This is a genomic window from Flavobacterium faecale, from assembly GCF_003076455.1.
Taxonomy (GTDB): domain Bacteria; phylum Bacteroidota; class Bacteroidia; order Flavobacteriales; family Flavobacteriaceae; genus Flavobacterium; species Flavobacterium faecale.
In genome coordinates this window covers 3,879,029-3,895,430 of record NZ_CP020918.1, presented here as the reverse complement: position 1 = coordinate 3,895,430, position 16,402 = coordinate 3,879,029, and the positions used below count along the sequence as shown (strand labels likewise).

Sequence of the window (16,402 nt, the reverse complement as noted above, 5' to 3'; positions counted from 1 at the left end):
CAGGTTTGCTATGATGCAACAAAGTAGTACGATCAGTGCTAGAATAGTTATCACTGAAAGCCATTCGATACCAATATTAATTTTGTTCATTACAAATAACAAGGTAATTGACAAGATGAATAGTAATATAAATTTGATTGAATTACTTTCGAGTTTTTGCATTAAATTTTAAATATTCAATTATTAAAACTTTATTTTGAATCAAATTTTAATGATATTGGAGGAAATTTTCACTTCCTCTAATCTATTTTCTTTCCGAAATCTTTTGGGAAAATTAAAAATCGAGATAAAATTAGTCCTGGGATAGTGGCTAGAAAAACCCAGATAAAAAAGTTGCCATATCCTAAATATTCCTGAATAAAGCCGCTTAGCATTCCTGGAAGCATCATTCCTAAGGCCATAAAACCAGTTGCCAAAGCATAGTGAGACGTTTTTGATTCGCCATCGGCTACATATATGAGGTACATCATAAAGGCAGCAAAACCAAAACCGTAACCAAATTGTTCTGCAATAACTGTCGCATACACATATACGATTGAGGCAGGGTGAAAATGAGCCAATAATATAAAACCAATGATGGGTAAATGCATGGTTAATATCATAGGAAGCATCCATTTGCCTAAACCATCTTTTGAAATGGCCATTCCGCCCAAAATTCCGCCAATAGTCAATGCGAGTACTCCAAATGTCCCGTAAATGATTCCAACATCTTGTGTGGTTAATCCCAACCCGCCTACTGCAACATCATCTATCAAAAACGGCGTTAGCATTTTTAACAACTGAGATTCTCCTAAACGGAAGAGTAAAATAAAGGTAAGAACGATTCCGATTTGTTTTTTTCTAAAAAAGGAGGCAAATACCACGAAGAAGCTTTTGTCTGAAGTAGCAGTTTCTACAGTAGTTTTTGTTGCAATCTCCGTTTTTGGAGTGGCGAAAAAATTATAAACAGCCAAAACAGCCATGATAACTCCCACGATAATCATGGTATACGACCACGCTTTTTGTTTGTCTCCATATTCTTGCTCTAAATAGCCACCGATGATAACAATTAATCCGTTTCCAGTCAGCATCGAAAGGCGATAAAAAGTACTCCTGATTCCTAAGAAAAAAGATTGTTCGTCTTTTTCTAAAGCGATCATATAAAATCCATCACTAGCAACATCATTGGAAGCAGATGCGAAGGCAGCCATCCAAAAGAACGCTAAACTGATGTTGAAGAAATGATTCATCGGAATCGTAAATCCAACAATGGTAAAAGCGATCGAAATCAAAAATTGCATGGCTATAAACCATTTCCTTTTGGTGGAGTATAAGTCAATAAAAGGACTCCAAAGTGGTTTAATTACCCAAGGTAAGTAGAGTAAGCTGGTATAAACACCAATATCTTCATTGCTAATCCCAAGGTTTTTGTACATAATAACCGAAACCGCAATGATAATAGCATAAGGAAATCCCGAAGCAAAATTAAGTACGGGTATCCAATACCAAGGTTTATTATTTTTTGTCATTTGTGATTTGGTTTAAAATCGTTTTAGAATTTTTGGTCATTGATAGCAAGGTTGCTTCACTTTCGTTACCATAATAATCGATATAAGAGATAGCACAACTACTATGCTTTTCCAAATAGATTTTTGGTACACTGATACCAATAGAACCTTTTTTCTCTATAATTGTTATTTTGTCAATGATGTTGGCTGGATTACTTACATCGATTTTAGTACTATCTTTTGCGCCATACACGATTACGTATCTCATTTTGTCATATTCGGGGAACTTCAAGATTATATCAGCGATGTCGGCATCGGTGGTAATGTCCCAAACCACTGGAATATCTTCGACTTTGAACCTGAAACCGGGTACCACATTTGGTAACGCAGGATATTTGTATTGGTTGTTGGCCAAAATAGATGTTACGGTTTTGTTGCTGTTATTCAAAAACCATTTTGCGCTAAAGAAACCATTCCCTTGAATGTTTTTGTAGCTTCTGTTTAGGTTAATTTGATTCGGAATCTCAGTAGGATTGTTCCATTTTTTGTCTGAGTCCGTATTGATTTTGTACGAGCTGTTCCCAATATACACCGCAGCGTTTCCGTTTGAGTTTTCAGACCACCATTTTAATAGTTTGGAATAGGATGCTGTTTTGTGTTCGATACTCCAATACAATTGTGGCAAAATGTAATCTACCCATTTGTACTCCATCCACGCCATTGGATCAGCAAATAAATCGTCGTAGTTTGTTTGCCCAGACTGCGTGTCTGAACCTTTTGGATCTACCGATTTATTACGCCAAACCCCAAATGGACTAATTCCGAATTGTACCCATGGTTTGATGTTTTTGATGGCGTAATTGGTACATTTAACATAGTTATTGGTGTTCAATCGGCGCCAATCGGCCAAAGATAAACCGTTACCGTACTTTTTGTAAGCAGCGGTATCGTTAAAATCTAAGCCTGCAATTTTGTATGGATAAAAGTAGTCGTCAAAGTGCACCGCATCGATATCATAATTCCTTACTACTTCTTCGACCACAGCAACCAATTGGCTTTGCACTTCTGGCAATCCTGGGTTGTAATAGTATTTTTCGCCGTACTTGATCATCCATTCAGGGTGTTTGACCATGTCGTGATTCGGACTTAATGTTTCTTTTTTTAGATCGAAAGTGGCTCTGAAGGGATTAAACCAAGCATGAAACTCAAAACCTCTCATGTGTGCTTGTGTAATCATCCATTCGAGCGGGTCGTAGTACGGGTCGGGTGCTTTACCTTCTTTTCCGGTCAAGTAACGTGACCAAGGCGCAAATTTTGACGGGTAAAAAGCATCGCCCACACTACGTACTTGCACAATCACTACATTATAATTTAGTTTTTTGTAGGCATCCAAAATTTCAATGTAATCTTCTTTTTGTTTGGCTACAGCATCTGTACTCGTTTTGGGCCAGTCAATATTTACAACGGTCGCAATCCATACGGCTCTAAATTCGTTTTTAGGGTGCATAGGATTTGGTTGTGCATAGGTCATTGAAAAAAGGGCTGTTATGAAGAACGTTACAACAGCTAAAGAAAAATTGCGGATCATTTTCGAATGGTTTATTATCAAAATCAAAATTAGTTTTTTATTGTAGTTTACGAGTTAATTTCTAAATATAATTCTCGAAAAAATGTATACGCAATATCTTTGCCAAAAAAATAATAAGAGTACTATTACTTAGTCGCTACTTTTTAGAAGTAATATGTTCTTTATTGAAAGGGAAAAAGGTTGCAATAATTCATTTCGAAAAATAATAAGACGACAATTTTGTTTACTTTCGAAAAATAAAATTTACAAACTATTGTTCCAGTCCATCGTTTGTATAGCAGACACTTTGCTGGCGGCATTCATAGTCACTCTAAGTTCCTTGTTTGCTACCTTTTTTGAATACAATGCTTTATACCTATATATGGTTGAACTATTTTTTGTACTCTTCAACACTTCTACCAATTCAATATCGTTGAAGGTACCATAGTAAGTACGGTAGCGATTGCAAATGGTCGAAAGTTTGTCAATCGTGATGTTGTTAATTACCGAATGAGTGGCTTCGGCTGTGGTAAACGGTTTGAATTTGGACGTATTGCAAGTCATCAAAATTCTTTTTCCAAGCTCGTATGCTTTTTGCTTTTGAGCCGCATTAACTGTTGCAGGTCTTAGTTTTATAAATTCAACTTTTTCTATTTCAGTAAGTTCTTCGCTTTTTGAATCTTCAATAACCTCCTCGGTTGGCGTAGTGGTTTGATCTAGCGGTATTTCTTTAGTAACGACTTTACTGGTTTTACAAGCGACTAATAGTGTTAATGAGAAGAGAAGGACTAATTTTTTCATTCTATATAATTTTAAGCTTAAAGTTTATGTGATTAAAAAGTTACTAAAGGTACAATTGTAACGAAAAAAGGTACGATTGATTGCCTTAATTACAAATTTAGGCAACGCTGATGAAAACTCAAAATCAATCTACTAAAACAAGCGTAGCTTTATTGCACTTGATCTTTCATGATCTGATAAACCAATTCTTTGGTAGGTTTTTGATCTTTTAGGTTTTCTCGAACCACTTCAAAAAGGACTTTAAAATCGCAACCTTGTTTGTAATTGCTACAGCCATAAGCGGTTTTGCCTTTCATTACAATTCCTTTGCCACATTTTGGACAAGGCAAATCATCCGAAGCTGGTTTTGCTTTTGGCGATGGAGCAGCGTTTTTTTTAGGTTCTAATTTAATTTTAAATTCTTCGTCAAAGCGCAACAATCCTTCTACAGTCCCGGCTTCGGTTTTAAAATCTTTTAAGTTTACGGTGGATCCTTTTTGTAGCAATCGTAGATATTGGTTTTCGGATATTTTTTTATCAGCAAAAGTAAACGGCAATACAAAGTCACAGCCCGAACTGTAATTACCACAACCGTAGGCCGATTTACCTTTGATCAAGGTGTTTTTTTTGCATTTTGGGCAAGTTTCCGCTGTAATTCCAGCGGCTTTCTTTTTCTCAACAACTGCTTTTTCTTTTTGAACTGTTCCTGCATGCGAAATGTTGGCACGTACCGACTCGCTACGTACCTCATACACGAGCGCATCGACCATTTGCTTCATGTTTTTGATAAACGCAGCAGCAGAATAGGTTCCTTTTTCAATGTCTTTTAATTGTTTTTCCCAAGATCCGGTCAATTCGGCCGATTTGATTAAATCACTCTGAATCGTATCAATCAACTGAATTCCAGTTGGAGTAGGGAGTACTTGTTTTTTATTTCGAACAATATACTGCCGTTTAAAAAGTGTTTCGATAATATTCGCGCGAGTAGACGGTCGCCCAATGCCGTTTTCTTTCATTAATTCTCGTAAATCCTCATCATCGACTTGTTTTCCTGCGGTTTCCATAGCACGAAGTAAGGTAGCCTCTGTAAATTGATTGGGTGGTTTGGTCTCTTTTTCTAAAAAAGAAGGTTGGTGCGGTCCTTTTTCGCCAATAACAAAGTTGGGTAATAAGTCAGCTTCTTTTTCTTTACCATTTGGACCGTTCTTTGTCGAAGATTCGAACACTACTCTAAAACCTTTTTTCAAGATTACTTTTCCTGTGGTTTTGAATAGTACTTCGGCCGCTTTACCGATTACCGTGGTGTTGGCCACCAAACAGTCATCATAAAAAACAGCGATAAAACGTTTGGTAATGATGTCATACACCTGTTGCTGATTGAATTGCAAGTTTGATTGCACTCCCGTGGGAATGATAGCGTGGTGATCGGTAACTTTTTTGTCGTTAAAAACCTTAGTCGATTTCTTTATTTTCTTCCCCAAAAGCGGTGCTGTTAAAGCCGCATAATTGGTTAGTTTTTGTAAAATACCAGGTACTTTTGGATAAATATCGTTTGGTAAAAAGGTAGTATCAACTCTAGGGTACGTAATTACTTTTTGTTCGTATAATGTTTGTGCAATTTTCAGCGTTTCTTCTGCAGAAAAGCCAAATTTGGTATTGCAATATACTTGCAACCCTGTAAGGTCAAAAAGTTTGGGAGCATATTCGTTTCCGTTCTTTTTTTCGATAGAGACGATTTCAAACTCACTTTCCTTGACTTTATTTGCGAGCAATTCTCCGTCCTCTTTTTTCAAGAAACGACCCTCTTCGTAAGCAAAAAGGGTTTCTCTGTATAAGGTTTGAAGTTCCCAGTACGGTTGTGGTTTAAAGTTTTCAATGTCTTTCCAGCGATCAACCACCATAGCAAGTGTAGGCGTTTGCACGCGACCAATTGACAAAACTTGTTTGTATCCGCCATGTTTGACCGTGTACAAGCGCGTGGCATTCATACCCAATAACCAGTCGCCTATGGCCCGTGAAAATCCGGCATAGTATAGATTGTCGTAGTTTGCAGAGGGTTTTAAATTGTCAAATCCTTCTCTAATCGCCTCGGTGGTAAGAGACGATATCCATAGTCGTTGGACTTCGCCTTTGTACTTGGCTTCGTTCATAACCCATCGCTGAATCAATTCTCCTTCTTGTCCAGCATCCCCACAATTGATGACCAAGGTGGCTTTGTCAAATAGACTTTTAATGATTTTGAATTGCTTTTGGATTCCGGAATTCTCGACAACTTTAGTTTCGAATTTTTCCGGAAGCATGGGTAAGTTGTTCAAATCCCAACTTTTCCAATAGGGTTTGTAATCGTTGGGTTCTTTGAGAGTACATAGGTGGCCAAAAGTATAGGTTACAGCATAGCCATTGCCTTCAAAGTAGCCATCATGTTTGGTGTTGGCTCCTAAAACGGATGCAATTTCTCGTGCTACACTGGGCTTTTCGGCAATACAAACCTTCATTTATTCCTTCTGTTTTGAGGGCGCAAATTAGGAATTTAGAAATTGGTATCGAAATAGAAAGCGGTCCTTTGCCTGATTTTTGTTAACATAAATAGTTTCAGTTCTAAGAGACAGTTTCATTTTCGAATAAAAAAAATCTACAATAGAGGCGTATCCTTAATTAGAAAGAACTGTAATCCATTTTCGTATAGCGTAAGATTAACTACATTGTCCTAAAACTACCCAAATAATGATAAAAATTAAGACGGTACTGAAACATCCACCACCTAATTTTTTTGCTCCGTAACCTGCTAATAATCCTTTAAATAAATTGTTCATAATCGTTGGTTTTTAAGTACTACTTGGTTTTTTTGTTTTATAAAAATAATACTGTAAAGATCCAGATTGTGTTCTGATTTAATTTATAAAAGATTTCTAAAAAGTTTCAAAATTTACAGTTAGCTACCTACTCATTCAAAAAAAAACGGTTCCAGCTACCACCACACAATGAAAAATGCAACGTAGGTATCATTGCATTTTTGCCAACACAAAGGAGATTGTTTTTCGACCATTGCACTACCTACTGCTTTTTGAATAGTGTCAAAGTCACTCCAGTTGTTGTTTTCCTCGGGATCAATTCCCCATTCTTTTTTTGCAGGTAAATAATAAGTTTTGCTCTCATTATGATGATTGATAAAGGTTTGAAAGTTGATGTAGTACCCTTTAATCGCTTTTTGATAACTAGAACTTAAATTGCCTTCAAAGCGATACGGAATGAACAAAGAAACCATTAAGCAGAGTGCTTGTGAAATTGTATCGATTTGCAAATCGTGAAGTGTGGCTTTGGTGCAGTCATTATATAGTAAGGGAAATTGCTTTGTCTTAAGTTTGTTTAATTTCTCACTCAAAGAATCATTTCTGTTAGGGCCGATCCAATTATGTATAGTTTCTGTCGAAAGGGTAGGGTCAAGTAGATAGAATTTATACGCTAATTCTAAATGTACTAGTTCTTGTGTTTGCTTATTTTCGATTATAAAATCGAGTTCTCCAATAGTCTTTTTGTCTTCGATAATTTGAATATTCTCATGCAATAGCGCAAAAATGCTAGACGATTGGATTAATTTTGATACTGCCTTTTCGACTAAATGCCCCAACCTAAGATTTGTTGGTAAATCAAAATCCAATGCTGTTGGAAGATCTAAAGCAGATAAATCAAAAGAAGGTACGCCCGTAACCGAAAAGTCGAGAATATCTGCTTCTATAATTGAGGCTATTCTTGGATGGGTTTGCATTTAATTACTTTCTATTGATGATTGGGCCTGCAAAGGTATTATTTATCAATGGAGTTGAGGATGAATTTCTACCTTTAAACCATGATACTCATTTATTTTCATTAGTACTTATCGTCTTTATTTTAAGGGTAAATTCTGTAGAAAGTTCCAAAACAGGATGTCCCATAATTAAAATAAATTTTAGAATATGAAAATACTATAAATCATTGACCTAAAGCTATAACATGAAACAGTTGTTAAAAAGTTATTTTTGTATAAAAAGCAGCTATGGATATTTATACTCTATTTAAGGTAGTATTTGCTTCGGTTGTTGCCACATCAGTAATGACCTTGGTAAGTTATGCGTTATCAAATGTATTAAACAAGCAGTATCGTGAACCTGTATTGTTGGGGTATTTATTAGATTCTTATGCAATAGGTCAAACACCAACGATGCGTATTTACATTTCGTGGTCGTTGCATTATATTATAGGTATTGCTTTGGTCACAGCCTATCATTTGTTATGGCAGTCTATTGGTCTTGATAAGATGGCATTGAATCTTGTCTTTTTGGCCATTTGTACGGGTTTAATTGGTGTTGTGTCATGGATAGTAATTTTTAGTATCTGCAGGTACAAACCAAAAATGGATTATATGGGATATTTTATCCAGATTTTTTTGGTTCACATCCTTTTTACCGTCATTGCAGTTTATACCTATTGTTTGCTATGATTAAGCTGACAACAGTATTTGTTTGCTAAATAGCTTTCATTCGAAAGTGATAACCTTTAAGTAGAAATTATTCGAAACTAAAAAGATTAAAAATGGAAAATATATTTTTTGCAGGTTGGGAACCACTGCTACGAATTTTCGTCGTCACTGTGATTGCTTACCCTTCGATAATAGTCTTGTTGCGAGTATCTGGGAAACGTACATTGTCAAAAATGAATGCTTTTGATTTTATCGTTACTATTGCATTAGGTTCTATATTTGCGTCGGTGATTTTAACGAAGAGTATTTCGATATCTGAAGGTGTTTTAGCCTTTAGTTTATTAATTTTTCTTCAATATGGTATTACCTTTCTGTCTTCTCGAAGTCAAGCAGTAAGTGATTTGGTGAAATCTGCACTCATTTTAATGGTCTATCGTGGCAGTTTAATCAAAGCAAATATGCTCAAAGAACGAATAGACGAGGACGAAATTTGGGGAGTAATTCGAAAGTCGGGTTATGCTACATTGCAAGATATTGATGCCGTAATTTTAGAAACCGATGGAAGTTTATCCGTAATCAAAAACATAAAAGACCCCAAAGCGCCACCAATTGAAAAACTACTATAAAAGGAAGTAATTTACTTTCGATAAATAAAAAAAATAGATGCAACATAACCAACATAGCGATCCTAAGAATACTGCCTATAAAAGAGATGTTCTTGGAGGAAATTTCGAAAATCGTACTCTTACTTTAAAAAATGATTATGAGGGCAAAGCGATTGCTACTTTAGTTAGAAGCTTGTGCAGTAGTACTTCCAACAAAGCCGTATTGTATATTCATGGCTTTAACGATTATTTTTTTCAAGAAGAATTGGCCACTAATTTCAATACCAAAGGGTATAATTTTTATGCCTTAGATTTACGTAAGTACGGCCGCTCGCATCTGCCACATCAAAAACTGAATAATGTACGTTCTTTACTCGAGTATGACGAAGAGCTTATTTTGGCCTTAGACATTATAAAGGAAGAATGGAATAAGCAAATTTTGCTGAATGGGCACTCTACGGGTGGATTAATCATTACTTATTTCGCTTCAAGAAACCCAAATAGTACTTTGTTTCAGGGATTAATATGCAACAGCCCTTTTTATGCTTATAATTTAAGTTTTTTCGAAAGAAAATTTGCTATTCCAATACTGTCCTGGATAGGAGAGAAATTCCCAAATCCGCTTTTACCTGCGGGCTTCAACGATATGTATGGGCAAAGTTTGCACAAAGATTATTTTGGGGAGTGGGAATATTCTATGGTCTGGAAACCTATTAGTATCTCAAAAGTAAATCTAGGTTTCTTACACGCTATATATGAGGCACAGCAAAACATACAGAACAATTGCAGCGTAACCGTACCGTTATTGGTACTGCACAGTGATAAGTCAATAATGGTTAGTAATTGGACCGACAAATTAAAAGTGAGCGATGCAGTTCTTGACGTAGAGCATATTGCCAAATACGGAAAGCTGATAAAAGGGAACGTAACAGTGGTTGAAATTAAAGAAGGAATGCACGATCTTGTGTTGTCAAAATTAGAAGTGAGACAGCAGGTATACAACGAAATTTTTGGTTGGATTAATACACAATATAAAAACTAAAAGTAAGAATTATGAAAAATTACATACACACAACAACGATACAAGATATATTTCGCATCGTGCTAGCCTCGTTTATGATATTTGCAGGCTACAGTCACCTAACCTTTTTTAGAGAAGATTTTCAGGCTCAAGTTCCCGATTGGGTTCCTGTGAGTAAGGATCTAGTCGTTATTTTATCAGGTATTGTCGAAATTGCCTTAGGACTGGCTTTAATGTTCTGGAAAACACAACGTGTCAACATAGGATGGTTTCTAGGACTGTTTTTTATCCTTGTGTTTCCGGGAAATATTGCTCAGTATATGGATCATAAAGATGCTTTTGGTTCCTTGAACTCAGATGAAGCACGATTGATGCGTTTGTTCTTTCAACCCGTTTTAATTGCGTGGGCAATTTGGTCAACAGGCGCGTGGAAGGCATATCGTGAGCGCATATAAGGCTTGTTTAAAATTCTGTAATATTGAAAGGAAATTTCGTAACAGCATTCCTTTGATATTGTAGTAATTTTATGGAAACATTAAAACAAAAAATTATGAGCGCAAACAACCACAATCCGCAAAATCAAAATCACAAAGGAGGAGACAACAGAAGTGATATGAGAAAACATCAATACAAAGATCACGATGAGATATTAACAAACGATGAAAATTACGATGTTGATACTCAAAAATTTAAAGGTGAAGAACCTGATTTTGATGATAAATTAAACAATGAAGAAAAGAAATAGTTTAAAAGTCTAAGCGCCTCAATAATTAAATATTGGGGCGCTTTTTTTTGGTTAAATAAAGTTGTTTTTAGGTTCAATTTGGGTAGGCTGCGTTTTGAACGAATTAAGTATTTCTTTGTCGATTTTTAGGGGGGTGATATTTAAGGATATTGAACTTTATTATAATTTTTGGTACGCTCAAAAGTGCAACACTTATAGTATATCATTTTGTTTATTATCGAATGCTTTGCAATTTTTTAAACCATGTAAGACATATAAGTTTTTCTTTGTCGCTAAAGTTGTAGCGGCTCTATAATTGGATTCACTAGAAGTTCATATAAGCTTTGGAACGCTCAAGAGCGCCAAAGCATGCGCAACGTAAATCCACAAAGTTTGTCCTTGCGACGAAGCGCCTGTCCAGCTTTTGGGGAAAGTAATCACTTACGGTATATCATTTTGCTCTTTATCGGATGCTTTGCAATTTTTTATACCATATAAGACATATAAGTTTTTCTTTGTCGCTAAAATTTATTGCGGCTCTATAATTGGATTCACTAGAAGTTCATATAAGTTTTGGAACGCTCAAGAGCGCCAAACTATGCACAATTCATATCTACAAAGTTTGTCATTCTGAAAGAATCTCTAGACAAACAACGGACGCAAAATAAGGTCATTGCGACGAAGTGCTTGTCCCGTTTTCGGGAAAGCAATCACTTACGGTATATCATTTTGCTCTTTATCGAATGCTTTGCAATTTTTTAAACCATATAAGGCATATAAGTTTTTCTTTGTCGCTAAAATTTACTGCGGCTCTATAATTGGATTCAATAGAAGTTCATATAAGCTTTGGAACGCTCAAGAGCGCCAAACCATGCGCAAAGTAAATTCACAAAGTTTGTCATTCTGAAAGATTCTCTAGATAAAAAACGGACGCAAAATAAGGCTGTTGCGACGAAGTGCTTGTCCCGTTTTCGGGAAAGCAATCACGTACAGTAGATCATTTTCTTTATTATCGAATGCTTTGCAATTTTTTAATCCATATTAGGCATATAAGTTTTTCTTTGTCGATAAAGTTGTAGCGGCTCTATAATTGGATTCATTAGAAGTTCATATAAGCTTTGGAACGCTCAAGAGCGCCAAACCTTGCGCAGGTAAAATATTCTAAATATACCTAAAATTGGGTATTGTTATACCAGTATATTAGTTGTCTCTTTGTTTCGAGAAAAAATATAACACATGAAAAAAATACTTTTACTTGCAATAGCAACTGGTTTGTTAAGCTTTACTACGGTCAAAGTACCTGCAGATCAAAATGTAAAGGAGAAATCTGAATTAGATTGTAATTATGGACAATGTCGAGCAACTGCCAAGAGCACGGGAAATCAATGTATGCACTGTGTTTCGAATTCAGGTGATTTTTATTGTTATCAGCACAAATAAAAATGAAATAAATAATAATTATTAGGTTAGAATAGAAGCTCATATAAAACTTGGGAGCGCCAAACTATGCGTAATGCATATCTACACAGTTTGTCATTCTGAAAGCATAATCTAAACTAAATTCATTGCGGTAAACGAACCTATTTACCCAACTGCTAGTAATTATTCTAGAGCTCGTTGATGCATTTTATCAAATTTGGATTAGACTTGCCATAACTTACAATTTTAATATCCAAAGGAACGTTTTTGAATTTTCTGATTGCTTTTTGTAATGATTCTAAAATCCAATGTTCTTCATTTCCAAATGCTCCGCCACCAACTAAAGTTAGAAAAACTTTATTTGATTTATTATTTTTCATATTTAGGACAGCAGCGTATAGCGTTGCTTCATAAGTAGCTTCCAAAATGATTCTTGCAAAATATTCCCAATAAAATGATTCTGTTTGGCTGTATGCTACTGGCAAAGCTGAACAATAAATTTGAGAAACTGTATGCTTTGTGTCCGATTTAGTAACTTCGGTATTCCATTGAATACCAATTTTAAGTTTTTCTTTCAGTTTTTCTCTGCCAGCTTCAGATAGTTGAGCAATCTTTTTATTGATAGCTAAAAGCCCGTTTTGATTGACCAAAGCATAACCATTTTGCATTTTCCATAGCTTCAACTTATCATTTTCAAATTCTTTACCTATTAGATCTAGACAATCTATTTGGTTGTTTTCTGTCTGTCCAATTTGCCCATTCACATCTGCGAAATAATTTCGATAAATTGTACCAGCACCACAAGAAATTGCACAAGCTGGACCTTGTGTGTAATCAAATTCATAGCTGTCGATCCCTTGTTCAGGGGTTATGGCTGGGCTAACCATTTCAAGCAAATTAAATTGTGAAGCAGCTTGAAATAGTACATCTGAATTTTCAACCAAGCAATGTAATTTCTGCACATCATCAACAATTTCTTTTACTTGAATCCTGCCAATGTATCCTTTGATATCTTCGTTTTGCTTTTTCAGTTCTGATAGTGTTGGTATTTCTAATTTACCAAAACAAAACTTTTTAGAATTTACTAATGAAATGAATTCGCTTCCACTAATCTTAATATTGTTCCTAACATTCTCGGCGGATTCTTCTTTAAATCCAGTTAATTGTTCAAACCACATTTTGTTTTTTTTATTACCTCCATCAGTAAAGGTTTTATTACTTCGTCTGCTTGTTACCACTCGAGTGTTGGCTTTTCAAGTCCAACGAAATCTTTGCTGTTAGCGGTAGTTTTTCCTTTTTTAATCAGTTGTATTTATAATTCCAACTATCTTCAAAGTAAATTTTTTCAATTCCATTATTCCAAACACTGAATGTTCTATTGTTCAAAGTTTCAAATGTTTCTTTTCCGTCTTTAAATTTTAAAATTTCTTTTAATAATAAATCATCTTCAATGTTTGCTATTTTTATTGCAGTTTCTTTAGAATATCCATTTCCGGTATCTAAAATTAATTCTATTAATATTTTTAGCCTAGTATTTAAGTAATCTTTTTCTGTTGCTTTTATTTTTGATTGACAGTCGCAAACTGGCATTAATGTAGTAAGTAGAACTGGATTTTGCTTTAAATTTAAGTATACAAATTTCAAGATTTTATTACAATTCTTCTGCATTACTGCTTTTCTGAAAGTGTCTTCGTTTGGATTGTCTAAAAAAGATAATCCACTTCCTTTCTTATAGATTTGACCATAATATAAAAACTTAAGTTCTTCTTGCGAGGTACTTTCAGGTAGTTCATTTATTTTGGTTAATAAATTAGGATAGAAGTATTGTGAAGATGGATTTTCTATTTCTAATTTAATTTTTTCTTCAAATGTTATTGAGCCTTGATTTTCTTGAGCAAATAAAACTGAAGTAAAAAAAATAAATATCTGGCTTAATTGTCCCATATTTAGGTATTTGTGTTTAAAATTACCGCCAACATAAGTCTGTGAAAAAAACTCCGTTTACTTCTCCCAAATATAAGTAATTAATTAATGCAATTGAAAGAAAAGCTGTATGTTTAAGTATGCGACATATCACAGGAATACCACGTAATCAACTGTTTTTTTCTAGTTTGGAGAAAACTATTTTACCTGATAGTCACGTTCGCTTTGTATATGCTTTTGTCGAGGCAATAGATTTGCAATCCTTTACATCCCCAATTCATGCACAGGGACCCGTGGTGATCATAATCATGCGATCGACCAAAAAATTGATGCATCAACACCATGTATAATCATGATTCTTTGGTGTATTTATTGTTTTATTTCGAGCAGAACGTTCTTTTATTCATCTCAAGTCTAGGAATTGAGCCTGCCGAATGATTTGTATAATGGCTGTACTTAAGGTTTTGATTTCGACTTCCTTACAGTTCCTTAGTATTGCTTTTTTTTATCTAAATCGCCTCCGAGAAATGCTTTGCTATGATAGTATTTAATAGGACTTTATTACTTCTCAAAATCAGTAGCCCAGATAGCAGGAGGGCACTGAAAAAGTCTTTCTAATAAATTGACACATAAAAAGGAGTAGATATCTATGGATTTCTACTCCTTTTTTCTTATATTTAAATCTAATTATAAGTGTTTTTTAGATGTTAGTACAACAACAAACAATACAATTCAGCGAGTATTCTTCGTTGTATGATTTAATAGTTCCAAAAGAAAATCTATTAAGAAAAATTAATGATTTGATTGATTTTTCATTCATTTACGATGAGTTGTTAAATAAGTACTGTCCCAATAATGGGCGAATGGCAGAAAGTCCCGTTCGTATGTTTAAGTATTTACTACTTAAAACAATCTATACTGTTTCCGATATTGATGTCGTGGAGCGTTCTCAATACGATATGTCCTTCAAATATTTTTTGGATATGAATCCAGAAGACGATGTTATCAATCCGAGTTCGTTAACAAAATTTAGAAAACTACGTCTAAAGGATACCGACCTATTAAATCTGTTGATAAACAAAACAGTCACCATTGCTATCGAAAAAGGTATTATTCGTTCGAAGTCTATCATCGTTGATGCCACACATACTTTATCAAGATCCAATCCATTTTTAGCCATCGATGTATTGAGAGAACGTTCCAAGCTACTGCGAAAAACAGTATACAGCTTTGAGCAGGAATTCAAAGAACATATGCCTGAAAAAAATACAGACAATGACTTAGAGAAGGAACTTGCTTATTGTAAAGAGTTGGAAAAACGCATTGAAAATGAGCCGTCAATAAGTTCGATTCCAGCTGTGAAAGAGAAATTAAATCTACTCAAAGAAACTGTAGAAGACACTCAAGAAAATTTTACCTTATCAAAAGATGCAGATGCTAAAACGGGTCATAAATCTGCTGATAGTTCTTTCTTTGGATATAAGACTCACTTAGCTATGACCGAGGAGCGCATCATTACAGCGGCTGTAGTCACATCAGGTGAAAAAGGGGATGGACCAGAATTACCTAGACTTTTAGCGATTAGTCAAAAAAACGGAATTGATGTTGATACTATTATTGGGGATGGAGCTTATACAGGAAAAGAAAATCTCAAACTCACAAGGGAGCAAAATATTAAAGTGGTAGCCAGACTAAATGTTACAATAGCACAAGGAGCTAGAAAAGACGAAGATAAATTTGACTATAATAAAGATGCCGATAGATTTGTTTGCACTGCTGGTCATATGGCCATACGAAAGGCTCGCCAAGGTAAAAAAAATGTTGGAACCAATCAAATACAAACCTACTATTTTGATGTGGAAAAATGTAAGACCTGCTCTTTAAAAGAGGGTTGTTATAAAGAAGGATCCAAGACAAAAACATATTCGGTGTCGATAAAATCGGACTTACACCAAGAACAAATCAGCTTTCAAGAAACTGACTATTACAAAGAAAAAGCAAAACATCGATATAAAATAGAAGCGAAAAATAGTGAGTTGAAAAATGTACATGGTTATGATAGAGCAATATCATATGGCATTACCAATATGCAAATGCAAGGTGCAATAGCAATTTTCGCAGTCAACTTAAAAAGAATACTCAAATTAATGTAGAAAAATGAAAGCTACTGCTGCATTACTCAAAATGACTCTAGCTAAACTCAAAATAGCCTTATTGAACCAACATTAAAAATCAAGATTAAAAAGGAAAACGCTTGCAACGGATTATATAACTCCTGTTACAAGCGTTTTTTTATTGTCTAAAAAACGATGATAATCAAAATATGCGATGTTTTTCAGTGCCCTCGATAGCAGTGGAGCTCTTTTTTGTTTTGCTTTTATTGAGTAAGATAAAAAAAGCGGGAACGCACCAAAGTTTCG

The 16,402-nt window shown here is 34.9% G+C and carries 14 protein-coding genes; 7 read left to right on the top strand and 7 right to left on the bottom strand.

Annotated features, from left to right (window positions below; genetic code table 11):
• Positions 1-239: 239 nt before the first annotated feature.
• From FFWV33_RS16320 to FFWV33_RS16300, 5 genes are all read right to left on the bottom strand, one after another.
• Positions 240-1,508: an MFS transporter gene (locus tag FFWV33_RS16320; RefSeq protein WP_108741883.1), complete on the bottom strand. Its 1,269-nt coding sequence runs from the start codon at positions 1,506-1,508 to the stop codon at positions 240-242.
• A complete protein-coding gene (locus FFWV33_RS16315; protein ID WP_108741882.1) occupies positions 1,495-3,075 on the bottom strand; it encodes a glycoside hydrolase family 10-like protein in 1,581 nt (526 codons plus the stop codon). The genes FFWV33_RS16320 and FFWV33_RS16315 overlap by 14 nt, the downstream gene beginning before the upstream one ends.
• A gap of 243 nt (positions 3,076-3,318) precedes the next feature.
• A complete protein-coding gene (locus FFWV33_RS16310; RefSeq protein WP_108741881.1) occupies positions 3,319-3,855 on the bottom strand; it encodes a hypothetical protein in 537 nt (178 codons plus the stop codon).
• Between the two features lie 149 nt (positions 3,856-4,004).
• The gene (locus tag FFWV33_RS16305) at positions 4,005-6,329 is read right to left on the bottom strand and encodes a type IA DNA topoisomerase (RefSeq protein WP_108741880.1); all 2,325 of its coding nucleotides are present in this window, start codon (positions 6,327-6,329) and stop codon (positions 4,005-4,007) included.
• Between the two features lie 473 nt (positions 6,330-6,802).
• Positions 6,803-7,600 carry a DUF1853 family protein gene (locus FFWV33_RS16300; protein ID WP_108741879.1) on the bottom strand — a complete coding sequence of 266 codons (798 nt, stop codon included), beginning with the start codon at positions 7,598-7,600 and terminating at the stop codon, positions 6,803-6,805.
• 267 nt (positions 7,601-7,867) lie between these two features.
• Between FFWV33_RS16300 and FFWV33_RS16295 the strand changes: the two genes are divergently transcribed.
• The 6 genes from FFWV33_RS16295 (at position 7,868) to FFWV33_RS16270 (ending at position 12,080) form a co-directional block, all read left to right on the top strand.
• Positions 7,868-8,311: a hypothetical protein gene (locus FFWV33_RS16295; protein ID WP_108741878.1), complete on the top strand. Its 444-nt coding sequence runs from the start codon at positions 7,868-7,870 to the stop codon at positions 8,309-8,311.
• A gap of 92 nt (positions 8,312-8,403) precedes the next feature.
• Positions 8,404-8,916 (top strand): DUF421 domain-containing protein, encoded by a 513-nt coding sequence (locus FFWV33_RS16290; protein ID WP_108741877.1) that lies wholly within the window; start codon positions 8,404-8,406, stop codon positions 8,914-8,916.
• A 37-nt stretch (positions 8,917-8,953) separates the two neighbouring features.
• Complete coding sequence (locus tag FFWV33_RS16285; protein ID WP_108741876.1) at positions 8,954-9,937, top strand: alpha/beta hydrolase; 984 nt, start codon at positions 8,954-8,956, stop codon at positions 9,935-9,937.
• 11 nt (positions 9,938-9,948) lie between these two features.
• On the top strand, positions 9,949-10,371 hold the full coding sequence (locus tag FFWV33_RS16280) for a DoxX family protein (RefSeq protein WP_108741875.1): 423 nt from the start codon (positions 9,949-9,951) through the stop codon (positions 10,369-10,371).
• A 95-nt stretch (positions 10,372-10,466) separates the two neighbouring features.
• Complete coding sequence (locus FFWV33_RS16275) at positions 10,467-10,661, top strand: hypothetical protein (RefSeq protein ID WP_108742584.1); 195 nt, start codon at positions 10,467-10,469, stop codon at positions 10,659-10,661.
• A gap of 1,215 nt (positions 10,662-11,876) precedes the next feature.
• The gene (locus FFWV33_RS16270) at positions 11,877-12,080 is read left to right on the top strand and encodes a hypothetical protein (protein WP_108741874.1); all 204 of its coding nucleotides are present in this window, start codon (positions 11,877-11,879) and stop codon (positions 12,078-12,080) included.
• A gap of 167 nt (positions 12,081-12,247) precedes the next feature.
• Here the strand turns inward: FFWV33_RS16270 and FFWV33_RS16265 are convergent, their stop codons facing one another.
• Together FFWV33_RS16265 and FFWV33_RS16260 are read right to left on the bottom strand one after the other, a co-directional pair.
• Complete coding sequence (locus tag FFWV33_RS16265; RefSeq protein WP_108741873.1) at positions 12,248-13,237, bottom strand: hypothetical protein; 990 nt, start codon at positions 13,235-13,237, stop codon at positions 12,248-12,250.
• Between the two features lie 124 nt (positions 13,238-13,361).
• Complete coding sequence (locus FFWV33_RS16260) at positions 13,362-14,003, bottom strand: DUF4919 domain-containing protein (protein ID WP_108741872.1); 642 nt, start codon at positions 14,001-14,003, stop codon at positions 13,362-13,364.
• Positions 14,004-14,686: 683 nt separating this feature from the next.
• On the opposite strand from FFWV33_RS16260, the gene FFWV33_RS16255 reads away from it, so the two are divergent.
• Entirely contained in the window at positions 14,687-16,135 is a 1,449-nt protein-coding gene (locus FFWV33_RS16255; protein ID WP_108739214.1) for an IS1182 family transposase, read from the top strand.
• Positions 16,136-16,402 lie beyond the last annotated feature (267 nt).